General features: G+C 61.8%; 21 protein-coding genes. 12 read left to right on the forward strand and 9 right to left on the reverse strand.

The features are described from left to right. The first annotated feature begins 142 nt into the window (after positions 1-142). A complete protein-coding gene (locus tag B4920_RS18365) occupies positions 143-1858 on the forward strand; it encodes an AAA family ATPase (RefSeq protein WP_079436112.1) in 1716 nt (571 codons plus the stop codon). 262 nt (positions 1859-2120) lie between these two features. On the opposite strand, the gene B4920_RS28915 is transcribed toward B4920_RS18365, so the two are convergent. Beyond that, entirely contained in the window at positions 2121-3356 is a 1236-nt protein-coding gene (locus B4920_RS28915) for a hypothetical protein (RefSeq protein WP_139379553.1), read from the reverse strand. A gap of 416 nt (positions 3357-3772) precedes the next feature. Here B4920_RS28915 and B4920_RS18375 point away from each other — a divergent pair, with 416 nt between their 5' ends. After that, entirely contained in the window at positions 3773-4195 is a 423-nt protein-coding gene (locus B4920_RS18375; RefSeq protein ID WP_139379554.1) for a hypothetical protein, read from the forward strand. 99 nt (positions 4196-4294) lie between these two features. Here the strand turns inward: B4920_RS18375 and B4920_RS18380 are convergent, their stop codons facing one another. From B4920_RS18380 to B4920_RS18395, 4 genes are all read right to left on the reverse strand, one after another. Then, positions 4295-4876: a metal-dependent hydrolase gene (locus tag B4920_RS18380; RefSeq protein WP_216819944.1), complete on the reverse strand. Its 582-nt coding sequence runs from the start codon at positions 4874-4876 to the stop codon at positions 4295-4297. Between the two features lie 141 nt (positions 4877-5017). After that, positions 5018-5353, reverse strand: coding sequence for a FlxA-like family protein (locus B4920_RS18385; protein ID WP_079436119.1), 336 nt, complete (start codon positions 5351-5353; stop codon positions 5018-5020). 133 nt (positions 5354-5486) lie between these two features. Then, positions 5487-6254, reverse strand: a complete 768-nt coding sequence (locus B4920_RS18390) for a slipin family protein (RefSeq protein ID WP_079436121.1) — start codon at positions 6252-6254, stop codon at positions 5487-5489. A 69-nt stretch (positions 6255-6323) separates the two neighbouring features. Next, on the reverse strand, positions 6324-7505 hold the full coding sequence (locus tag B4920_RS18395; protein ID WP_079436122.1) for an MFS transporter: 1182 nt from the start codon (positions 7503-7505) through the stop codon (positions 6324-6326). Between the two features lie 106 nt (positions 7506-7611). Between B4920_RS18395 and B4920_RS18400 the strand changes: the two genes are divergently transcribed. After that, complete coding sequence (locus B4920_RS18400) at positions 7612-8505, forward strand: LysR family transcriptional regulator (RefSeq protein WP_079436124.1); 894 nt, start codon at positions 7612-7614, stop codon at positions 8503-8505. Positions 8506-8526: 21 nt separating this feature from the next. Here the strand turns inward: B4920_RS18400 and B4920_RS18405 are convergent, their stop codons facing one another. Then, positions 8527-9108 carry an antibiotic biosynthesis monooxygenase gene (locus B4920_RS18405; protein WP_079436126.1) on the reverse strand — a complete coding sequence of 194 codons (582 nt, stop codon included), beginning with the start codon at positions 9106-9108 and terminating at the stop codon, positions 8527-8529. Positions 9109-9228: 120 nt separating this feature from the next. On the opposite strand from B4920_RS18405, the gene B4920_RS18410 reads away from it, so the two are divergent. Further along, entirely contained in the window at positions 9229-10137 is a 909-nt protein-coding gene (locus B4920_RS18410; protein ID WP_079436128.1) for a LysR family transcriptional regulator, read from the forward strand. Between the two features lie 49 nt (positions 10138-10186). On the opposite strand, the gene B4920_RS18415 is transcribed toward B4920_RS18410, so the two are convergent. Then, a complete protein-coding gene (locus B4920_RS18415; protein ID WP_079436129.1) occupies positions 10187-11125 on the reverse strand; it encodes a MerR family transcriptional regulator in 939 nt (312 codons plus the stop codon). A gap of 190 nt (positions 11126-11315) precedes the next feature. Here B4920_RS18415 and B4920_RS18420 point away from each other — a divergent pair, with 190 nt between their 5' ends. Genes B4920_RS18420 through B4920_RS18455 form a run of 8 tightly spaced genes read left to right on the forward strand, consistent with a single transcriptional unit; the run spans position 11316 to position 18130 of the window. Then, on the forward strand, positions 11316-12650 hold the full coding sequence (locus tag B4920_RS18420; protein WP_079436130.1) for an NAD(P)/FAD-dependent oxidoreductase: 1335 nt from the start codon (positions 11316-11318) through the stop codon (positions 12648-12650). A 21-nt stretch (positions 12651-12671) separates the two neighbouring features. Further along, positions 12672-13436, forward strand: a complete 765-nt coding sequence (locus B4920_RS18425) for a DUF1365 domain-containing protein (RefSeq protein WP_079436131.1) — start codon at positions 12672-12674, stop codon at positions 13434-13436. Beyond that, positions 13433-14635, forward strand: a complete 1203-nt coding sequence (locus tag B4920_RS18430) for a cyclopropane-fatty-acyl-phospholipid synthase family protein (RefSeq protein ID WP_079436132.1) — start codon at positions 13433-13435, stop codon at positions 14633-14635. The genes B4920_RS18425 and B4920_RS18430 overlap by 4 nt, the downstream gene beginning before the upstream one ends. Continuing rightward, positions 14604-15182 carry a chalcone isomerase family protein gene (locus B4920_RS18435; protein WP_079436134.1) on the forward strand — a complete coding sequence of 193 codons (579 nt, stop codon included), beginning with the start codon at positions 14604-14606 and terminating at the stop codon, positions 15180-15182. Before B4920_RS18430 ends, B4920_RS18435 begins: the two co-directional genes overlap by 32 nt. 1 nt (position 15183) lies before the next feature. After that, complete coding sequence (locus tag B4920_RS18440; RefSeq protein WP_079436136.1) at positions 15184-16404, forward strand: MFS transporter; 1221 nt, start codon at positions 15184-15186, stop codon at positions 16402-16404. Next, positions 16404-16925, forward strand: a complete 522-nt coding sequence (locus B4920_RS18445) for a DUF3833 domain-containing protein (RefSeq protein WP_216819946.1) — start codon at positions 16404-16406, stop codon at positions 16923-16925. The genes B4920_RS18440 and B4920_RS18445 overlap by 1 nt, the downstream gene beginning before the upstream one ends. Before the next feature lie 22 nt (positions 16926-16947). Then, positions 16948-17703, forward strand: coding sequence for an SDR family oxidoreductase (locus B4920_RS18450; protein ID WP_079436140.1), 756 nt, complete (start codon positions 16948-16950; stop codon positions 17701-17703). Between the two features lies 1 nt (position 17704). Then, positions 17705-18130: a nuclear transport factor 2 family protein gene (locus B4920_RS18455; RefSeq protein WP_079436142.1), complete on the forward strand. Its 426-nt coding sequence runs from the start codon at positions 17705-17707 to the stop codon at positions 18128-18130. Positions 18131-18170: 40 nt separating this feature from the next. Here the strand turns inward: B4920_RS18455 and B4920_RS18460 are convergent, their stop codons facing one another. Next, positions 18171-18743, reverse strand: coding sequence for an NADPH-dependent FMN reductase (locus B4920_RS18460; protein WP_079436144.1), 573 nt, complete (start codon positions 18741-18743; stop codon positions 18171-18173). A gap of 267 nt (positions 18744-19010) precedes the next feature. Continuing rightward, the gene (locus tag B4920_RS18465) at positions 19011-21176 is read right to left on the reverse strand and encodes a methyl-accepting chemotaxis protein (RefSeq protein WP_079436146.1); all 2166 of its coding nucleotides are present in this window, start codon (positions 21174-21176) and stop codon (positions 19011-19013) included. Positions 21177-21500: the final 324 nt, after the last annotated feature.

Consider the following 21500-nt stretch of genomic DNA (forward strand, 5'->3'; position numbering starts at 1 on the left):
CGGGGAGATGCTACCCCATCGCTGGAGGCCGGATTCAGCCTGACGCTCGGTCAAGAGGGGATCGCCGGGTGCTTACCTAGAACCTCCGCAAGAGACGAGCAAGATCGCCGCCCTCTGCTTAACTTAAAGATCCGATCGAGACATGTTTGACTCAGTGACCGTTAAAAACTTCATGCGCATAAGTGCCGACGTGAAGATACCATTAGGGCCAGTGACTATCCTCGTGGGCGAAAACGGATCAGGAAAATCATCGATTCTTCGGGCGATTCACTGGGCAATCCGCTGCGCCGTCTTGAGGGATGGCGCGGATCGTGTGACTCTGGAACGAATGGATTACGCACCAAGTCGAGATTTCCTGCATCTCGCACACAAGGTTCGTCTGAACAGTGAAGGTGCTTCCCCAAAGGTGCGCGTGGTATTGGAATCAGGCACCGACAAGCTAGAAATTAACATGCATTCAACGCGCAATGATGCTGGAATCAAGGCGCTCGTTTCAGGAAGCCTCTCAAGCACCGTCACAGCGACGTCTCAGCTTACAGCATACATTCCCGGCCTAGCAGGCCTATCAGAGGCTGAGTCACTTCTCGCTACTCCGGTCCTTCATAGGCGAGCTGCATCAGGCGAAGGCGGTTCTGTGCTGAGGCATATCCTGCTCGGTTTAGCCAGCTCAGCAACTGGGCGCGAGACCATAGAAAAGCATGAAGAACTCTCGGAACTAAGTCGATGGGTCGGAAAGGTCTTTCCCGGAGTGCGCTTCTGGGTCAAGTTTGATCGACTGAGGGATGTGAACATTGACGCAAAGTTCCTCACCAATGACATGGCTCAATCGGGCAAGAAGCTTGAGCTTCAGTGGCGATCACTTGATATGGCCGGCACTGGCTTCTTGCAAGTGGTCCAGATCTTTGCCTACTTGCTTCACTTCAAGCCACGGCTCCTGCTCATTGATGAACCCGATTCTCATCTTCATCCTGGGACTCAAGAAAGACTTATCTCAGCGATTGAAGAGGCTGCGAAGGAGTTCCCTGAGACCCAGTTCATGCTTGCGACGCACTCTCCTAGCTTAGTTCGAGCATCCAGTGCTACGTCTAAGGTGCTCTGGATGAGCGATGGGGCTGTTCAAAGTAAAAGTGAAGATCAGGTTCGCCAGCGCATGGGGTGGGGAGCGCTAGACAAGGACCTCATGCTCATCACAGAAGACGGGAACCTTCAATTTATGAAGAACATTCTTGCGCAATGGCCTGATCTTGCGCGTAAGGTCTTGCTGTGGCCAACATTTGGCGCTGGGTCTTTACCTCGCGGCAGCGCACTGGCAAGAACCAGAAAGGAACTCGGTATTGCGGTTGCTGTTCACAGAGACCGAGATTTTTTATCCGATACAGATAAGGTAGCATTGATCAAAAAGATGGAATATGACACTCACAAAATTCCATTCTGGATGCCTGCCGGATCTGACATTGAGGCTGGATTCTGCTCACCTGAACACTTGGAGAAAGTGTTTGAAATTGATAGGTCTGACGCGATAGCTTTGCTAGAAGAAGCAGTTGCCCTCGTAGACGCTGATGCAGCAGAGACAGATTTCAATACGGCATATCAATCAGCCATTGGCGGATTGAGCAAGGACGAGGTCAGCGTCCCGAGTAAGCGCTGGAGAGAGCTTGCAGGGCCCTGTGCCGCGACTATAAAAGGGAAAATACTCTTAACGAAGGTCGAAGAGGCAGCTAAGAAGAGATACATCGGGACAACCGATGCGACGAAACTTCGAGGATTGAAACTCCTCTCTAACCCAGCAGCCCCAATGCACGGTGATCTAAAGGCTCTGCTGGAGCAAGCAATCCTGACGCAGAAGCAGCGGTCGTAAAGCCTAAAGCACAAGTTATCGGTTGTTGACGATCACTTAGGCGACAGCTTTCTGGCGTCTTGTTCGCTCTCGTCTAAGACTCCTATGGGTCGGGTGCGGCCCTTCGTTCCAGCAACCGCGCCGCATCAGGTAGCTGTCGACCACAACCAGCCAACCATAGAAGGAGGCTGTCACTCAATCGGCAGCTTCACTCAATACTCTGACTCGAACAAACCAGACAACGAGAGTCATACACCGACAACCCAGTTCAATCTTGGAGTCGTCAATGAATCCTCAAGAATTCTTCAATCGAAAATGCAGGCTGATTGTATGCTTCTCCTAGCAGGTTGAAGACCTCGGTGAGGAATTGAACCTGCGTCTGTGGTTCCCATCTTGTGTCAGCACGGCCCATATAAATTTCACTCTCTAGTGTCGGGTATCGGCGGCCGAATTTGCTCCCCCACACTGCATTCTGCAAGCCGGTGACCCCAGCCTCCACCTGCAATGGCCCCTTTGCCCCAATGTGATTAAGAAGCGCTAGTGTCCGCTCTAGGTGCTCCCGCCAACTATTGGGAATCACTCCCCATGCGAGCAAACGCTGCTGACTATCGGGATCGACGAAAGTTGCATTGCAATTGAATGCCCACACTTCGCTGGTTTTCTTAAACCACTGAGTCGCCGCGAGAGCCTTGCCGTCTCGGCCTATGCCAACTGCGACAACCCCAAGCGGATTGACACCGCCGTCGCCATTGATCCAAGGGTGGAGCACGTTCAGCCGATAGGGTTGCGGAAGATCATGGATATCACGAGGCCGCCAATTGCCGTCGTACCTCGCGGGAATTACTCGGAGGTAGAAGCGTGGTTCCTCAAGAACCGTCCAATTGCTCGCCCCCCCTTCATGGAAGTATCCATGATGTTGAATCGGCTCGCCATTCATCAACCATGTCGATTTGTCTCCAGGCCGCGCTGGTGCGCCTGGATATTCATAGCTCTTTGCCGCTTGATCGAGCACTCGACCTAGGCATCCTGCCAACGCCGACGCTAATGCTCCTACTAACTCTCGTTGCACCCGCTTCCGGTCGTCGGTTGACGCTGTCTCCGGAAGGTCGTAGGAAATAGGAGCACGTCGATGACGCAAGTCGAAAGGCAAATCCTCCGGCCTGCCCCCGTAGGCTCGATTAGTGACGAGGATGATACGTTCTGGACCGAGCGATGTGATCGCATGCCCAAGCTCAATCATCACATTAGGATTGGGCAGCAACTTACCATTCTCAGTTTTTCCAACGTACGTCAGATCGCCAACAAACACCGCGGCCTGACTAATTTTTTCGAAGATTGTGTCAACAATTGACACGAGACCTGGTTCACCTTTTGTGTCGTGGTCAACCTCCGGGCGCTCTGCCTCCGTCAGGCCAAGATCCGCAGCCACTTGCTTTAGTGCGAGAGCGAGGGCATCGCGGACAAAAAAATGGTTTTTCTTTCCGGGCGAATCGCTTTGCCATGACCAAAACACTTTCATCTTCGGACTTCAACTCCATAGGGATGCTCACAGACGCGCATTGTATAGATCACTGCGTCCAATGCTCCTAATCCATGGCACAGTGTTCGACGAAAGATAGCGGCTTGGCCCCCAAAGCGGCCGTAGGGCTTACGAAAACTCGGCAGTCCGTTGAGGGTCAGTAGCAGCCCCCTTGACCCCACCACTCTCCCCCACCCATACTCCCGCCGTTGCCTAAACAGTGGCGACCGGGTTTGACAGCTCGACGAATCCAGGCGGATACCGGCCGCATTGCGGCCGTTTTTATTCGTCACGCCCTTGGTACGCTCAGATTTCACGATCAATGGCGGGCCGGGTGGGGAGGCTTCGGCCTGCCGGTTCCCTGGATTCCGGTCTGTCAACCCTGCTTTGGCCCGCCCCCCGATTGACAGCGGAGGGTGGAACAGTCCATCCAATCCAGGAGCATCCTTCATGGCCGTTCAAGCCTTGGCGTGCGCGTTTCCGCGCGCGTCTGTTTCACTCCCCTGCCCTTCGCCCGCTTCACGCTGCGCTTGCCGCTCCGCATGGAGGGCTGCGCGATGAATACGCCGATGCAGTTTCCCTCGCCGTCCGACACGCTTTACGAGTTGACCGACAGCGCGAGCGCGATGGTCCTTACCGATCAGCTCACGGCGCGCCTGGCGCAGCTGCATGCGATGTTGTCGGCCACCCACGGCAATGCCGGCGACACGTTCCGCCGCCTCTGCCATGAGCATCAGGAGCACTACATGTGGGCCTGCTACATGCTGGCCGGCGAAACGCGGGAGTTGATGACGGCGCTGGTGGAGAGGCAGCGAGTTGCGGCACTGCCGCTCCGGTAGCGCCTTTGGGAATGGGGCGGATGCTCGGGCCGGCAGGCTTGGTGCATCCGGGTTTGGGGGCGGAATGGTCTTGGGAGCATTCCGCCCGCAGTCGCCGGCTCAGTCGCCGGCTTGGTTGATGGCCAGGAAGTGGCGTACGGTGGGTGCCGAACGCACGCACTCCACAATCCATGCACAATGAATTCCGTGGAACCAGACGTAATCGGCGCAGGCAAAAGCTCCGATCCACGAGGCGGCAACAACGAGTAGATCGCAACGCCCGCTCTTCCACCAATTGAGGGAATGGCGGCAACACAGCCACGGCACGCCAAGGGGGTTTGGCCAATCGGCCAACAGGTGCATTACCCCGCCGATGGCAAAGCCGATACCCAGCGGCGCCAGCGTGCTTTTGCCGAGCTGCTCATAGGAATAGAAAAGGAGCGCGATCCAGGCCAGCCCCCAATGCGTGAGGGTGCGATGCGTGATCCATAAACGGCGCGACCTCGACCACCAGGCTACCTCCAGCCAGTCGGGTGCGGTGCTGCCGGCCAAGCCCATCGCAAAGCTCAATGCGCTCCACATTTGATAAGGGCCACCCTCGCCGGCATGGGCGACCACAGCCGCCGCGATAACCGCCGCAGCCCAGCCAGTGGCGTGATGCGCTTTGTTTGAAGCCATTGCTCGACGACGTTCTTTTTCCACAAGGGGAAAAATGGGGGGCCGCAATGGTGGCAGAGTATTGAATAAAAATACAGTCTCGCACGCTATCGACGTGTTATTGCCTTGCAGATGAAAGCCGCTACAGACGTTCTGTGATCGCGTCCCTGGCTGGCCGGCGAGACGCTAAGCAAACTCATCCACATTGGTCCCCAGCTTGCCGTCCGTAGCCTTGGCGGAAGGCTGCGCCGCTGTTGTTGCCTTGCTGCCCTCCTCGGATTCCTGCTTCTTCTGGGCCTTGAGCTGCTCGATACGCGCCTCAAGCTGGGCGACTTGTTGCTGCAGCAGCTTGATCTTCTCCGCATTCTTTCCGGACGTGTCCTTCTGCGCGTTCTCGAGCTGCTTCTGCACGGTTTGAAGCTGCTTTTCCAGTGCTGCAATCTGTGGGTCGCTACTCACACTCGTGGTGGTGGTGGAGTGGGATGCGCTCGAGGCCGCGGAGACGGTAGCAATGGATGCCATTTGAGAACCTCATTCCTTATGGTTTTTCCATGTTTGCTATCGGCATCAGACCGGCAGAGTTTAAGAGGGACCGGTGGTAAAAGGAGGTAAAGACGGCCAGCTTGTCGGGCTACGGCGATTTCAGCGGTCTGGTTTATGGGTCTCTTTTGAGGAACGGGGCGACGAGATCCATCGGTAGCGGGAAGACGATGGTGGTGTTCTTGTCGGCTCCGATCACCGTCAGCGTTTCCAGATAGCGCAACTGGATGGCCTGCGGTTCTTGCGCCAGGATCTTGGCGGCCTGATACAGCTTTTCTGAGGCCTGCAGTTCCCCTTCGGCATGAATCACTTTTGCGCGCCGCTCACGTTCCGCTTCGGCTTGTCTGGCAATGGCGCGGATCATGGATTCGGTCAGATCGACCTGCTTGATCTCGACGTTCGAGACTTTGATACCCCAGGTGTCCGTTTGCGTATCGAGTGCTTGCTGAATGTCCAGGTTCAGTCTTTCGCGCTCGGACAGCATGTCGTCGAGCAGATGCTTGCCCAGTACGGAGCGCAACATGGTCTGCGCCAATTGACTGGTGGCGTTCATGAAATCGACGACCTGGATGATGGCCTTTTGCGGGTCAACCACGCGGAAATAGACGACGGCACTGACCTTGACCGATACGTTGTCCTTTGAGATCACGTCCTGCGTGGGCACTTCCAGCACGACGGTGCGCAGATCGACCCGCACCGCCTGCTGAAAGGCGGGGATGACGATCACCAGGCCCGGCCCCTTCACCCGCTGGAATCGGCCGAGGGTGAAGACGACACCCCGCTCGTACTCGCGGAAAATGCGGATGGCCGAGGCGAGAAAGAGAACTGCCGCGAGAATCAGGAACGGCGTGAAGAAACCGGCGTCAACGGCATCCCAGAACATTTGAGGCCTCCTGTTCTTGAAGATTGCGCAACACTCTGGCAGGTATGGCGCTCACCAAGACTACGCCGATCAGCGCGCGGACGATACAGTGCCGGCCAGCCGGTCGAGGGTGCCCGACCAGGTGGTCAGGCCGAGGGCGACGAGCACGATCAGCGCGCCGATCCACGGGGTTGCCATGATCCCGAGCTGGGCGACGATGTGGCCGCCGGCCCAGGCGCCGAATGCGATACCGACATTGAAGGCGGCAATGTTCAGTCCGGAGGCCACATCGACAGCGTGAGGCGTCGCCCGCTCCGCTTGTTGCACCACGTAGAGCTGCAGCCCGGCGACGTTGCCGAAGGCGACCGCGCCCCACAGCAGCACGGTGAGCACGACCAGCCACTTCGATGCGGCGGTGACGGCGAGCAGCAGCAGGACGGCGGCCAGCCCAGCAAAGATGATTTGCAGCGCACGCACCGGGCCCTTGCGGTCGGCCAGCTTGCCGCCCCAGACGTTGCCGACCGCCACCGACAGGCCGTAGATGAGCATCAGCACGCCGGTTGCCGAGGCCTGGAAACCGCTGATCTGTTCGAGCATCGGCGCCAGGTAGGTGAAGGCGGTGAACGAGCCGCCGTAGCCGAGCGCGGTCATCGCATAGACGAGCAGCAGGCGCGGCTTGCCGAGCACGGCAAACTGGCTGAGCAGTGATGCGGGCGCCGAGCGCGCGATATCCGCCGGCACCAGCAGCAGGCTGCCGACGAAGGCGACGACTCCGAGTCCGGAGACGGCGAGGAAGGTCGCTTGCCAACCAAAGGTCTGGCCGATGAAGGTGCCGAGCGGCACGCCGGTAACGAGGGCGACGGTGAGGCCGGAGAACATCTGCGCAATCGCGGTGGCCGCCTTTTCCTTGGGGACCAGGCCGGTGGCGATGGTCGAACCGATGGAGAAGAAGACACCGTGCGCCAGCCCGGTCAGCACGCGGGCAATGATCAGTGCCTCGTAACCGGGCGCCCGCCAGGCCACCAGGTTGCCGATGGTGAACAGGGCCATCAGGCCGAGCAGCAGCATCTTGCGCGGCACGCGGCCGGTCAGTGCGGTCAGCACCGGCGCACCGACGGCGACGCCGAGCGCATACAGACTGACCAGCAGGCCGGCGGAGGGCAGCGATACGTCGAGGCTCGCGGCGATGGTCGGAATCAGGCCGACGATGACGAATTCGGTGGTGCCGATGGCGAAGGCGCTCAGCGTGAGCGCCCAGAGGGCAAGAGGCATGGCGGACTCCTGAAGCAATTTCGGGTTAGGGAGCCCGCATTGTCTTTGCTTGCCAAGCCGGGAAAAATGCGTCAAAAGAGCAATATCTTTTGATTTTGAATCAGCAATGCTCGCCACCGAGACCCTGCAAGCCTTCGTTGCCGTCATCGACGAAGGCTCCTTCTCCGCTGCCGCCGAACGCCTGCAGCTGACGCCCTCCGGCATCAGCCGCAGCATCGGCAAGCTGGAAAAGCAGCTCGGCGTGCGCCTGATCACCCGCACGACGCGGCGGCTGGACCTGACCGACGAGGGCCGTTGGTTTCTCGACAACGCACGTGACATCCTCGGCCGCCTGGAGGCTACGGCGCTGACGCTGCAATCGGCCGCCGAGCATCCTTCCGGGCTGTTGCGCGTCAACGCCGCCACGCCGGTGTTCAACCATGTGCTGGCGCCGTTGTTGCCCGAATTCTGCCGCCGCTATCCGCGCATCCAGCTCGAACTGACGTCCGGCGAAACCATCGTCGATCTGATCGAGCAGCGCGCCGACGTGGCGCTGCGCGTTGGCCAGTTGCAGGATTCGACGCTCAACGCCCGGCTGCTGCTGGAGAGCCGTTTGCGCCTGGTGGCGGCGCCCGATTACCTGGCACGCCGCGGGCGTCCACAGAACGCGGACGACCTGGCGACGCACGCGCTGCTCGGCTTCACCCAGCCCTCATCCCTGAACCTGTGGCCGCTGCAGCACGCCGGCGCCGACGGCTACCCGATCGAACCGACCATCGCCGCCTCCAACGGCGAGACGCTGGCCTTCCTGGCACGCACCGGCAACGGCATCGCCTGCCTGTCGGACTTCCTGGTCCGCGACGATCTCAGCGCGGGCAGCCTCATCGAGGTTCTGCCCGACGCCGTGCTGCCATGGAAGCAGCCCGTCTGGGCGGTGTTCTACCGTCAGGGTTTCCTGGCGGCGCGGGTCGCGCATTTTGTCGACTATCTGGCTACGCAGTTGCGCGGAGAAACCCGCTAGCGCGCCCGCTGATCGGCATCACTAGCGTGAGTGCGGATTCAGGAAGCCACGCATCACCCTGGTCAGTCGTGGCATCACGACCCAGGTCATCGTCACGACGATGAGTCCGGTGAGCAAGGCGACCTTGGGCAGGAACGGCAGATACGGTCGCAGCAGCGGCTCGATCAGCCACAGGACCAGCGACACCGTGGGGAAGATGCCCATCCATGTCACCAGCGCCATGCGTGCCCGCGGCGGGTGCATCGTCGCAGGCACGACGGCCGGGGTGAACCAGGCCTCCAGCCCGGAGAGGCGGCGATACTCCGGATCGGTGTCGGCCAGCTTGCGCATCCGCGCCAGCAGATCCGAACGCGCTGCGCTGGCATCCCAATTGGCGAGCGCTTCTTCCGATGCAAAGCGGATGATGACCTGGTGCTCGTTGCCCGGTTCGTCGGCCGGGATCAGTTCCGCACCGAGGAAGCCCTTGCAGGCCTGCATCTGCTGGAACATCTCGCCGACAAGCGCTTCATATGCAGCCTCATTTCCCGCCCGGATGTGGCGGCGGGCGACGCGGATAACGGGGTTCGCGGTACTGGGCTGGGTCTTGGTGGCGCTGTTTTCCATGATCTTCCTCACGATGGTTTGATGGCCTTGCGCTTGGCTTGATTGGAGTATGGCAATCATCGATATATAGTTGAAATCGATTGTTGATATTCGACCAATCCGCCACATGGATAGCTCACCGTGGATCTACGCCAGATCGATCTGAACCTGCTGGTTTCCCTCGACGCGCTGCTGGCCGAATGCAACGTGACCCGCGCTGCCCGTCGCCTGCACCTCAGCCAGCCGGCGCTGTCGGCCCAACTGGCACGCCTGCGGCAGATCTTCGACGATCCGCTGCTGCTGCCTGCCGAGGCCGGCCGCGGGATGACCCCCACCGCCCGCGCGCTGGCCCTGGGCCCAATCCTTCATTCGGTGCTGAAAGACCTGGAATCGGTCGTGCAGTATCGGCCGAGCTTCGACCCGCGCACAGACGAACGCAGCTTTCAGATCGCCGCCAACGATACCGCCATGGTCGTGTTGGGACTACCACTGATCGAGCAGATCGCATCCTGCGCAGGGGCCGGCGTGCGCATCGCGTTCCGCAATCCCGACGCGAGCTTGATCGCGGCGCAGATGGAGGGCGGCGAAGTCGATCTGCTCATCGCTTCCGAGCGCATCCTGCCGGTGTCGATGAAGGTGAAGCCCCTGCTCCACGGGTCTTTCGTGATGGCGCAGCGCAAGGATCATCCCCGTGGCACCGCACCGCTCGACATGGACGCCTACTGCGCCCTGCAGCACGTGCTGGTGACCGAGTTCGGGGGGCGCTTCAGCGGCTATATCGATGAAACCCTGGCCGAACAGGGACATCGCCGCAACGTGGTGGTGTCGGTCGAGAAGTTCATGCTGGTGCCGGAAATCCTGCGCAACTCGGATTACGTGTGCACCCTGCCATCGATGCTGAGGAGCCGCTTCTCGAGCGTGCTCGACATGTTCGATCTGCCTTTCGACGACCGGGGATTCGGCCTGCGGCTGGCCTGGCACCCGCGCAACCACACCGACCCTGCGGTAGTCTGGCTGCGCAACACGATCGTCGGGCTGCTGGACGGCTGATACCTGCACATGAATGGAGATGGACTCGTCGACCGGCTGAGCAGGTACATCACGTTGATGTACTCCGCCCCATCGGCTGTCCGGCGTGTGCGCTCCGCCATGCCGCCAGCGCCTCGACGCCCTGCTCCAGACTAGAGAAGCGGCGGACCCCGGCAGGAGGAACAAGGCGCGAGACCCCACTGCCGCCAACCCACAGCTCGGTGTTGGCGGAAAGCGCATCGCGCAATTGCTCCAGCAGTTTCGGAAGTTGCCGCGACGGAAACGCCACGGAGAACGACAGGGCCACGATGTCAGCGCGGTGTGCAGTTGCCGCCCGGCTGATTTCCAGCAAGGGCATCTGCGTGCCGAGCGGAATGCACTCCGCCCCTTCAAGCGCCAGTAAGGCTTCAACCATCAGCAGGCCGAGCATGTGCTGCTCGTCCGGCACGCTGGTCAGCAGCACGCGTGGCGAACCGCTGCCCTGCGGCAGGGCAGCGATGGCCTGGCGCAACACGCGCTTGGTCAGTTCGGTGAACAGGTGTTCCTCAAACACCTCGAAGCGTCCGTCCTCCCAGGCGTCGCCAACCTGCTGCGTCAGCGGTGCGACGATGTCCTGAACAAAACGCTGCAACCCCTGGCGGGCCAGCCGCTGTTGCAGGGCATGCACAAAGCCGTTGGCGTCATGCTGCCTGATCAGCGTGAGCAATTCGTCCTGCCCCGCGCTATCGACTGCATGCCCCTCTGCCAGGGTCGGTCGACTGCGACGCGGCGCCAGCAAGCTCAGCTCCTCCACGGGCGTAGCGATCAGCTTTCCAGGCCTATGCCCTTGATCCATCAAACGTTTGATGACGCGCAGGCGCTCAACCTGGGCGGCCGGATAGACACGTTCGCCGTGAGCGTCCCGCTCTGGCACGGGGAAACCGTAGCGCCGCTCCCACATGCGAAGAACATCTTTGGAGAGCCCGGTGTCGCGCTCGACAGCCGCAATGGTAAAGCTCGGGGTATTCATAATTTGTCCTGAACAAATATTAGACAAACCGTTGACAGCTGCTCTTTTGCTCACTACCTTACGAACAAAATTCGTGTTTGTCCAGGACAAACAAGCAGAGCTTGGACAGAGGTGTAACGCCGAGCCGTCTGCCGCGCGCCCTTCGGGCCAGGCGGCCGTAGTGATGGACGTGGGTCATCAGGAGAAAAGCATGAACGCCAGAATCAATCCGAGGCAACGCATCGCGGTGGTCGGCGCCGGGATCTCCGGCCTGGCCGCGGCCTGGTTGCTGTCCCGCCAATACGACGTCACGGTGTTCGAGGCCGGCACCTACCTCGGCGGCCACACCAACACGGTCGATGTGACGCTCGAAGGCAAGACGCATCCGATCGACACAGGCTTTCTGGTATTCAACGAGAAGACCTACCCGAACCTGATCGCGCTGTTCGAGTTGCTTGGCGTGGATAGTGTCGAGACCGAAATGTCCTTCTCGGTGAGCCTGGAGCGCCCGGATCTGGAATGGGCCGGCAGCAGTCTGGCGACCCTCTTCGGGCAGAAGCGCAACCTGGTGCGGCGCCCGTTCTGGTCGATGCTGTCCGACATCCTCCGCTTCAACCGCGAGAGCACGGCCTGGCTGGCAACCGATCCGGACACCACGTACAGCCTGCGCGACTTCCTGCACGAGGGCCGGTATTCGGACGCCTTTTCCGATTGGTACCTGTTGCCCATGGCGGCGGCAATCTGGTCCTGCCCGACCGGCCAGATGCTCGACATGCCGCTCGCCACCTTCATTCACTTCTGCCAGAACCACGGCCTGCTGCAGATTTTCGACCGGCCGATGTGGCGCACCGTGAAGGGTGGAGGCCGCGAGTACGTAAAAAAGATCGCCACCGGGCTCGACGATGTGCGTATGGCCTGCCCGGTTCACGCCGTCACACGCGCAGCAGACGGCTTGCGCGTGGTGCATGCGGGCGGTAGCGAGCATTTCGATCAGGTGGTGCTGGCCTGCCACAGTGACCAGGCGCTCTCCATTCTCGGCATGACGGCGAGCGACGGGCAGCGCGACGTGCTGTCCGCCATCGGCTACCAGCCGAACCGCGCCGTGCTGCACACCGACCCGGCCCTGCTGCCGCGCGACCGCAAGCTGTGGTCGGCATGGAATTACTTCGGCGGTGGGGCGGCACCGAACGCCGACGCGAATACTCAGCCGGTCGGCGTGTCGTACCTGATCAACAAGCTGCAGCCGTTGCCGTTCTTGACACCGGTGGTGGTGACGCTGAATCCAGCGCGCGAGCCGGACCCGGCCAGAGTGATCGCCGAATTCGACTATGCCCACCCGATCTTCGATGGCCCGGCCATTGCTGCCCAGCAACGGCTGGGCAAGGTGCAGGGCGAAGGCGGCATCTGGCTGGCCGGCGCCTGGGGCAGCTACGGCTTCCACGAGGATGGTCTGAGATCCGCGCTGCGGGTCGCCAACGGCCTGGGGGTCACGGCGCCCTGGCAGGACGCTTCAGTGCGCCGGTCCCGCGAAGCGGAAACCGTCTAGGGAACACCTGCCGGAGCCCCCATGAACGCACTTCCGCAGATCTGCCTCGGTCGCGTTATGCACCGCCGCCTGCGGCCGGTGACCAACGCCTTCGTGTACCCCGTGTTCTACGTGCAGCTGCCGGTACGTGATCTGGCTGCAGCAGCGTGCCGCATCTTCTCGGTAGACGGGCCCAATCTGCTGAGCTTTCACAGCAAGGACCATGGCCCCCGCGACGGCAGCCCTCTGCTGCCGTGGATCGAAGGCATGCTGGCCGAACACGGCCTGCCCAACGATGGCGAGATCGTGCTGCAAACCTTCCCGCGGGTGCTGGGCTACGTTTTCAATCCGGTCAGCTTCTGGTTTTGCCACAACCGGTCCGGCCGGCTGATCGCCGTCCTGGCCGAGGTCAACAACACCTTCGGCGGCAGACACAGCTACCTGTTGCACCGCCAGGGCGAAACGCTGCCCGACGGCGAGACCTTGCGCGCCGAGAAGCGCTTCCATGTGTCGCCCTTCAATGAAATCGAGGGTGGCTACAGCTTCCGCTTCATGCGCCAGCACGCCGTGCAAGTGGCCCGCATCGATTACGACGACGCCGAAGGCGAACTGCTGCTCACCGCCCTCTCCGGCAAACCCGGCCCCTGGTCGGCCGGCGCGCTGCTCAAAGCCTTCCTGAGCATGCCTTTCCTGACCCTCGGCGTCATCGCCCGCATCCATTGGCAGGCACTCAGGCTGTGGCTCAAGGGGGTGCCCTTCCGCGGGGCGAATCCCGTTCCCCGATCCGTACAGGAATCATCCAAATGACCCAGACCCTCGACTACGCACTCCCCCTGCGCGGCGCCCAAGCACAGGCCCGCGATACCCGTACCGTCTTCAAGCTGCTGGAAAAGCTGACCGGCGGGCTGCTCGAAGTACGCCTGCCGGACGGCTCCCGCGCCCTGTTCGGAGAAGGCGAGGGAGACAGCAGCCTGAGCCTCCAGGTGCACGACGAAGCCATGTTCGGGCGAGTGCTCGCCCGCGGCGACATCGGACTGGCAGAAGCCTATCTGGACGGCCAGTGGGACTCGCCGGACGTCACCGGGCTGCTCGCCCTGCTCGCGCGCAACAGAGGGTCGCTTGCCAAGGCCATCTACGGCTCCTGGAGGCAACTTCTGGCAGCGCGCATGCGCCACTGGTTCAACCGCAACAGCCGCGCTGGCAGCAAACGCAACATCATGGCCCACTACGACCTGGGCAACGATTTCTACCGTCTGTGGCTGGATCCGAGCATGAGCTACTCGTCGGCCCTCTACCGACCGCAGGACGACGGCTCCCTGCTCGCCGCCCAGCAGGCCAAGTACCACCGCATTCTCGACCGCCTGCGGGCCAGGCTGGGCGACAGCGTGCTGGAAATCGGCTGCGGCTGGGGTGGCTTCGCCGAAATGGCCGTACACCGCGGCCTGCACATCACCGGCCTGACCCTGTCGCCGGCCCAGCTCGATTGGGCACAAAAGCGCGTGCCGCAGGCCGACCTGCGGCTGCAGGACTACCGTGACACCCGGGAGCAATTCGACCACATCGTCTCCATCGAAATGTTCGAAGCTGTCGGCGAGCGGTGGTGGCCGAGCTACTTTGCCACCATCGCCCACGCGCTCAAGCCGGGCGGCCGGGCCATGATCCAGAGCATCACCATCCGCGACGACCTGTTCGCCACCTACCGGCGCGGCACCGACTTCATTCAGCAATACATCTTTCCCGGCGGCATGCTGCCGTCGCGCAGCGTCTTCCGGAAGACGGCCGAACGGCAGGGCCTGCGGGTCACGGACGAATTCGCCTTTGGCCTCGACTACGCCCGCACGCTGGCCGAGTGGCGCGCCGCCTTCGAGGCCAACTGGTCGCAGATCGCAGCGCTCGGCTTCGACGAGAATTTCCGCCGGCTGTGGCGCTTCTACCTCCACTACTGCGAGGCCGGCTTCCTGGCCGGAAACATCGATGTCGTCCAGTTCGAACTCGCGCATCGTTGAGCCTACCGCGCCACGCACAGGCAGTCCGGCCGCCATGGCGCGCCGCCGGCTACTGCTCGCGTTGATGGCAGGCACCGTGCTTGGCGGGCACGCCGAAACCCATGCCGCCACTGAAGCCATGGCCGGCCTGAAGCGCTGGGGCAGCGGCGAATTCCGCCGCTTCGGCTTTCTCATCTACGAAGCCACCCTGTGGGCCGGCGACGACCCGCAACGCCCGCCGCTCGCCTTGCGCCTCGACTACAAGCGCAACATCGACGGCAAAGCCATTGCCGACGCCAGCGTCAAGGAGATGCGGCGCTTCGTTACCGACGAGGCCTTGCTGAAGCGCTGGGGCGAGCAAATGCAGCGCATCTTCCCCGACGTGAAGGCGGGCGATCACATCCTCGGCCTCTACCGCGCCGACGGGGCACGCTTCTACCAGGACGAGCGCCTGCTCGGCGCCATCAGCATGCCGGGCTTCGCCGAAGCCTTCTTCGCCATCTGGCTCGATACGCGGACAAGCGCCCCGGATCTGCGGGCCGCCCTGCTCCGGCGCAAGGACGGCTAAGGTGTCGAGCGGCGCGGCGTTGGCCTATGGCGCACTCGGTCTCCCGCTGGCGTTCGCCGCGCTGCCGATCTACGTCCACGTTCCCCGCTATTACGTCGAGACAACCGGCATGGATCTGACGCTGCTCGGCTCCATCCTGCTCGGCGCACGCTTGCTCGATGCCTTTGTCGACCCGTGGCTGGGCTGGCTTGCCGACCGCTGGCCACGCCGGCGCATGCTGGCATTCGCCCTGCTCCCTTTCGCAATCGGCTTCGTCGCCCTGCTCAATCCTCGCCCCAATCTGCCGGCCCTCTGGTTGATCGGCTCGCTGGTGCTGACCTACCTGGGCTTCTCCGCTGCCTCGGTGGCCTACCAGGCCTGGGGCGCTGCGCTGGGCGGCGATTCGGCGCTGCGAACGCGGCTGACTGCAGCCCGCGAGGGCTTCGGCCTGATCGGCGTGATGCTGGCGGCCGCTTTGCCTGGCTTGTTGGCAGACGATCTGAGCACCGGCACCGCACACCTGTCCTGGGTCTTGCCACCCTTGCTGCTCGTTGCCGCTGCAGCAACCTTTTCGCGGGTCGGTGCCGACCTGCCCGTGGCCGCGGCGGGTATGCCGCTGGGCAGGAGCATGGGTCGAGCCCTCGGCGACGCAGCCTTCCGTCGTCTGCTCGGTGTGTTCATCGTAAACGGCATCGCCGCGGCCCTGCCGGCGACGCTGTTCCTGTTCTTCGTCGCCGATGTGCTCGGCGCAGCCAACGCCAGCGGTCCATTGCTGGCCCTGTATTTCGTCGCCGGGGCCGCATCCCTGCCGATGTGGGTCAGGCTGGCCGCCCGTTACGGGCGGGTGCGAGCGTGGGCGCTGGCCATGCTGCTGGCCGTCGCAGCCTTTGCCAGCGCCGCATTCCTCGGCAGCGGAGATATCGCAGCCTTCGCCGTGATCTGCCTTGCATCCGGACTGGCACTGGGCGCCGACCTGGCTTTACCCGCCGCCATTGCCGCCGATCTGGGCCAACGCCAGGGACAGGCCGGCGCCTGCTTCGGACTGTGGAATCTGGTCGCCAAGCTCAACCTGGCGCTGGCCGCCGGACTGGCTTTGCCGCTGCTGGATCTGCTCGATTATCGGCCGGGCGGCGCGGGCGGACTTGAGGCGCTGAGCTTCGCCTACGCCCTTCTTCCTCTCGGCTTCAAACTGCTGGCCGCCGCCTTGCTCTGGCGCTGGCGCGATTCACTGGAGATTCGATGATGAAACTGCTGACCACTGCCCTGCTCTCCCTCGGCCTCACCGCCTGCGCATCAAACGGCGTGGAGCACTACAAGGCCGAGCAACCGGTGCTCGACCTGAAGCACTACCTGAACGGCACGCTGGACGCCTGGGGCATCTTCCAAGGACGTTCCGGCGAGGTGAAGAAGCGCTTCCACGCCGTCATCGAGGCCCGCTGGGAAGGCGATACCGGCGTCCTCGACGAGCATTTCAAATGGTCCGACGGCACCACATCGCGCCGGGTATGGACGCTGAAGCGCCAGCCGGACGGCAGCTATCGCGGCACCGCCGACGACGTGATCGGCGAGGCGGTGGGCGAGGTGGCCGGCAACGCGCTGCGCTGGCGCTACGTGCTGGCACTGCCCGTGGATGGCAGAACCTACCACGTCGACTTCGACGACTGGATGTTCCTGATGGACGACAAGGTGATGCTCAACCGCTCCTACATGTCGAAGTGGGGCTTCAGGCTCGGCGAGGTGACGCTGAGCTTCGCCAAACGTTAACGCCGCGGGAACGAAGATCGCGATGAATCCGGCAATCTCGGACTGGTCAGGTCGGCGCGTATGGCTGGTCGGCGCCTCAAGCGGCATCGGTGCGGCCATGGCCAAGGAACTCGCCCGGCGCGGCGCGCGGCTGGCTTTGTCGGCACGTTCGGCAGACACGTTGCGGGCGCTGGACATCGATGCTGCCGTGCTGCTGCCCTGCGACGCCACCGATGCGGCCAGCCTGGCCCGCGCGCATGGAGCGCTGCTGGCCGCCTGGGGCGGCATCGACCTGGTGGTGTACCTGGCCGGCGACTACGTGCCGATGCGTGCAGCCGATTTCGATCTGGCCCGCGCCGAGCAGGTCGTCGCCGTCAATTTCAACGGGGCGATGCGCCTGACCTCCAGCGTGCTTCCCACCCTGCAAGCGGGTGGCGGCATTGCCTTCGTGGCCAGCGTGGCAGGCTATCGCGGGCTGCCCAAGGCCCTGTGCTACGGTCCGGGCAAGGCAGCGCTGATCCACTTTGCCGAGTGCCTGCATCTCGACCTGGCGCCGCGCGGTATTGGCGTCTGGCTGATCAACCCCGGCTTCGTCCAGACCCGCCTGACGGCCCGCAACGATTTCACCATGCCGGCGCTGCTGACAGCCGAGCAGGCGGCCGTCGAGGCAGTGGACGGCTTCAGGACGGGGAACTTCGAAATCCATTTCCCCAAGCGCTTCACCCGCGTCCTGAAGCTCCTGTCGCTGCTGCCTTATCGTTGGTATTTCCCGCTGATCCGCCGCCTAACCGGAGCCTGACATGGATCTAGATCGCGTGATCGCCTTCTACCACGCGCTGACGCCAGAGAGCATCGGGCGCTTTGCCGAGTTCTACGGCGCAGATGCCTATTTCAAGGACCCGTTCAACGAGGTGCGCGGCGTGGAGGCCATCCAGCACATCTTCACGCACATGTTCCGGCAAGTGGATGGGCCGCGCTTCGTCGTCACCGAGCATGTGCGCGATGGGCACGGCGCCATGCTGGTCTGGGAGTTTTCCTATCGCGTGAGCCGCTGGGGCCAGGGCGATGCGCAGGTCATTCGCGGCGTATCGCATCTGAAGTTCGGTGACGATGGCAAGATCAACTACCACCGGGACTACTGGGATGCCGCCGAGGAGTTGTACATGAAGCTGCCGGTCATAGGCAGGCTCATGGGCTGGCTGAGGAGCGCGCTATCCGCCGGGTGAGGTGGGATCGAAGCGATCTCACCTGGCGTCGATGCATGGATCAACTGCTTCGCGGCAGCACCGTCAGCACCCGCACGATGAAGGCGTGAAACTCCTTCATGTAGTTGCTCAGGAACTGCTCCGTCGATGGATCCGTCACCTGTCCGTCTTCGGTGATGAGGCCGGGCTTGAACTGGATGTAGGCCTCGACGGTATTCATCAGCGGCGCATTACAGAAGCACAGCACGCCACGCAGGCTCTGCTGCGCCACCGCCGTGCCGATGGCGCCGGGCGAGGTGCCGATCACCGCGGCCGGCTTGCGGGCGAAGGAGTTGTTGCCCCACGGGCGGCTGGCCCAGTCGATGGCATTCTTCAGGCCGCCCGGGATCGAGCGGTTGAATTCCGGCGTAACGAAGAGGATGGCGTCGGAATCGATGATGGCCTGCTTGAAGCTGCATGCCACCGGTGGAAAATCGGCGTCGTAATCCTGGCTGTAAAGCGGCAGTTCCCGGATCGGAATTTCGGTCAATTCCAGCTCGGGAGGCGCCAGGCGCACCAGGGCCCTGGCCAGCAGGCGATTGATTGAGGTGCTGGAGAGACTGCCGACGAAATAGCCAACTTTGTACGTGCTCATGCGAATCTCCTTGCAGCGTAGAACGGGTTTGTATTCCGCTTGCTGTCGATGGACCGGTCGCGGGCGGGATGGTTGTCGTCGGCGGTACTGCGGGTCTTCCGACATGAATCACCATAGGCGTAACCCGCCCCATTGGCAACGCGAACCACAGTGCGCATGACCGGCACTCGGCTAAAGCGGTGTCCTGGCATACGCCCCCGGATAAAAGCAGTCTCGGTCCGCCAGCCGGGTGCCGGCTCGGCGGGCACCCGGCACCTCCACGACTGACTAACTCCGAATCCGGAAGCGCCCGACCAGCCCGACCAGATTCGTCGCTTGTTGACGCAACATGACCGACGCACGCGAACAGATCTCGGCGTCAGTGCTGTTGCCGTTGGTCACGCGGTCGATCTCACCCAGTCCGATCGACACTTCCGAAAAGCCGGCAGCCTGCTCCTGCGAGGCCAGCGAAATCTCGGACAGCAAGTTCGATACCTGTGTGGTCGCATTGACGATTTCACCTAATGCGCCGGCCGTCGTATCGGCAATGGCTGCACCGCGGCGAGTCTTTTCGGCGGAGCCGGCAATCAGACTGGAGGCACGCTTTGCTGCTTCCGCACTGCGCGTCGCCAGGTTACGAACCTCATCTGCGACAACCGCGAAACCGCGCCCATGTTCCCCGGCCCGGGCGGCTTCAATTGCGGCGTTCAGCGCGAGAAGATTGGTCTGCGTCGTTATCTCGTCGATGACCCGGATGATCTCGTTGATACTGACGCCGGCCTGTTCTATCTCGCCCATTGCCAAGATCATTTCACCCATGTGCGTGCTGGCGCTTACCGCGGAGGTTTGCGCAGCCTTCGACAAACTGTCCGCCTGGCCAGCATTGTCGGCATTGTCGCGAGTCGTGGAGGTCAGCTGTTGCATCGCTGCGCCGATCTCGGTCACCGACGATGCGGACTTGGCTGCGCCTGTCGACAATCCATTGCTGAGATCCGACACCTGCTCGGCACTGGCGGTGATTTCTCTCGCCCCACTCTGCAATTGCCCAACTACATCATTCAGGTTATCCAGCATCCGCTGGAGCGCCATGCCCAGTTGATCCCTGTCCGACGCGAGATCGATCCGAATATTGAGATCTCCCTGAGATATCCTTTCGGCAATATCGGCCTGGGCCTGCAAACGAGCCGCCATGTCGTTAAGCGCCACCCCCAGACGGCCGACTTCGTCGTCAGAGCCACTCTCGACGCGACTGGAAAAGTCCCCCTGACGAATGGTATTGGCCAGCCGTTCGGCCTCACGAATAGGACGGGCCAGGGAAGCGGCCGCAAACCACAGGAAAGTCGTTCCTCCCAAGGCCGCCAACAAGCCGACCAATACCTGCCAGCCGGTGTACGCTCTGGCCTGAGCTGCAAGATTGTTGTCCAGCGCATAGGCTTCGGCCAGCACGACCTCCTTGCTGACGCGGATCAACACCGCCCACGGCTTGCCGGTCCGCCCGAGTTGAATCGGCGCCATTGCCGTAATCAAACCAGTGCTCTCTTCAAGGCGGGCTTCGGATTTGCCCGCCCTGATATCGGCCACCAATGCAGACACATCCTTGCCAGGCATCAATTCCTGCAAGGGCTTGCCGATCATTTCCGGCTTTTCGCTGTCGGCGACAATCAAGCCCATGTTGCTGACGATCAACACTTCGGCTTTTCCGCCGAACAGACCTCGATCGGCCTGCTGGGACAACTCCTGCACGAAGTTCAAGTTGTAATCGGTTCCCGCTACGCCGACAAACTTGCCGTTCACCATGATGGGTACGGAGAGCGTCGTCAGCCAGACCTGGTTGCCCTGGACGATATAAGGGAAGGGATCGAGCACGCTTTCCGTGTTTGTGTCCCGCGGCCCGATGTACCAGCCGCCCTTGAGCACACCGTTCGGATGCTTGTCCATGGTGTCGTATTCGACCAGCGGCTGAACTGCAATATTGCCTTTGGCATCACGATTCCAATAGGGTGTAAAGCGCCCCGTCCTTTCGTTATTTCCGGCCTGTCCGGTACGGAACTGGTCATCGCGACCGTCCAGGGCATTCGGTTCCCAGCAAGAATACGTGCCGTTGAAGTCAGGATTGTTCTTCAGCACATTCAACAGCACTGCATTGATCTGGCCGCGCCCCAGGCTCAGACCATTTTCCTTTTTCCCCAGTTCGAAGACATGCGCCATGGTCCGCGCCGCATCAAGCGCTACATCAAACTTTGCCTGAATGATGCCGGCCTGAGTTCCGGCAATACCTTTGAGGCTGGTAAGTGTGTTTTCCTTAACCAGTCCGCTGACGCGCTCGCTGACGAGTTGCTGGGTGTCACGCGATGAGTACACCCCGAAACCCACCGTAGATATCACTGAAGCAACGAGACACGCCCCGGCGACAGCAGAAATACGATGCTGGATCGATTGAAATTTGATAGCCATAACTTTCCCCTTGAGCACTTTCCTGTGCAACACCTATTTCTAAAGTGTTATGAATTTCAACGGTACTGCTCCATAACCAGACACTTGCCATGCCTATGGGCCAATCTGAATAGCGTCAGGCTTGTATCGCAAAGTTAATGCCATGCGGCCCTGCCCTCCTGCGCATAAAGGCTGCACCTGTAACGATGGACGGGTTTCTGAATGACCAGATTGCCTGCGACGACGTGAAAATCGCCGGTAAGAAGCGCAAGGGAAAATGAAAAGCGGCACACCGGCCTCGATGAAGGCGGTGTGCCGCAGATTGAGGTCACCCGTTACGGTCAG

It is taken from the genome of Zoogloea sp. LCSB751 (genome assembly GCF_002028455.1).
In the GTDB taxonomy this organism is placed as follows: Bacteria; Pseudomonadota; Gammaproteobacteria; order Burkholderiales; family Rhodocyclaceae; genus Zoogloea.

Excerpts from the sequence above, each read along its gene's own strand:
- B4920_RS18405 (WP_079436126.1), bottom strand. The coding sequence starts at position 9,108 with ATGGAAAACAGCGCCACCAAGACCCAGCCCAGTACCGCGAACCCCGTT.
- B4920_RS18460 (WP_079436144.1), bottom strand. The coding sequence starts at position 18,743 with ATGAGCACGTACAAAGTTGGCTATTTCGTCGGCAGTCTCTCCAGCACC.
- B4920_RS18415 (WP_079436129.1), bottom strand. The coding sequence starts at position 11,125 with ATGAATACCCCGAGCTTTACCATTGCGGCTGTCGAGCGCGACACCGGG.
- B4920_RS18465 (WP_079436146.1), bottom strand. The coding sequence starts at position 21,176 with ATGGCTATCAAATTTCAATCGATCCAGCATCGTATTTCTGCTGTCGCC.
- B4920_RS18390 (WP_079436121.1), bottom strand. The coding sequence starts at position 6,254 with ATGTTCTGGGATGCCGTTGACGCCGGTTTCTTCACGCCGTTCCTGATT.
- B4920_RS28915 (WP_139379553.1), bottom strand. The coding sequence starts at position 3,356 with ATGAAAGTGTTTTGGTCATGGCAAAGCGATTCGCCCGGAAAGAAAAAC.
- B4920_RS18455 (WP_079436142.1), top strand. The coding sequence starts at position 17,705 with ATGGATCTAGATCGCGTGATCGCCTTCTACCACGCGCTGACGCCAGAG.
- B4920_RS18450 (WP_079436140.1), top strand. The coding sequence starts at position 16,948 with ATGAATCCGGCAATCTCGGACTGGTCAGGTCGGCGCGTATGGCTGGTC.
- B4920_RS18445 (WP_216819946.1), top strand. The coding sequence starts at position 16,404 with ATGAAACTGCTGACCACTGCCCTGCTCTCCCTCGGCCTCACCGCCTGC.
- B4920_RS18395 (WP_079436122.1), bottom strand. The coding sequence starts at position 7,505 with ATGCCTCTTGCCCTCTGGGCGCTCACGCTGAGCGCCTTCGCCATCGGC.
- B4920_RS18365 (WP_079436112.1), top strand. The coding sequence starts at position 143 with ATGTTTGACTCAGTGACCGTTAAAAACTTCATGCGCATAAGTGCCGAC.
- B4920_RS18400 (WP_079436124.1), top strand. The coding sequence starts at position 7,612 with ATGCTCGCCACCGAGACCCTGCAAGCCTTCGTTGCCGTCATCGACGAA.
- B4920_RS18430 (WP_079436132.1), top strand. The coding sequence starts at position 13,433 with ATGACCCAGACCCTCGACTACGCACTCCCCCTGCGCGGCGCCCAAGCA.
- B4920_RS18420 (WP_079436130.1), top strand. The coding sequence starts at position 11,316 with ATGAACGCCAGAATCAATCCGAGGCAACGCATCGCGGTGGTCGGCGCC.
- B4920_RS18435 (WP_079436134.1), top strand. The coding sequence starts at position 14,604 with ATGTCGTCCAGTTCGAACTCGCGCATCGTTGAGCCTACCGCGCCACGC.
- B4920_RS18425 (WP_079436131.1), top strand. The coding sequence starts at position 12,672 with ATGAACGCACTTCCGCAGATCTGCCTCGGTCGCGTTATGCACCGCCGC.
- B4920_RS18385 (WP_079436119.1), bottom strand. The coding sequence starts at position 5,353 with ATGGCATCCATTGCTACCGTCTCCGCGGCCTCGAGCGCATCCCACTCC.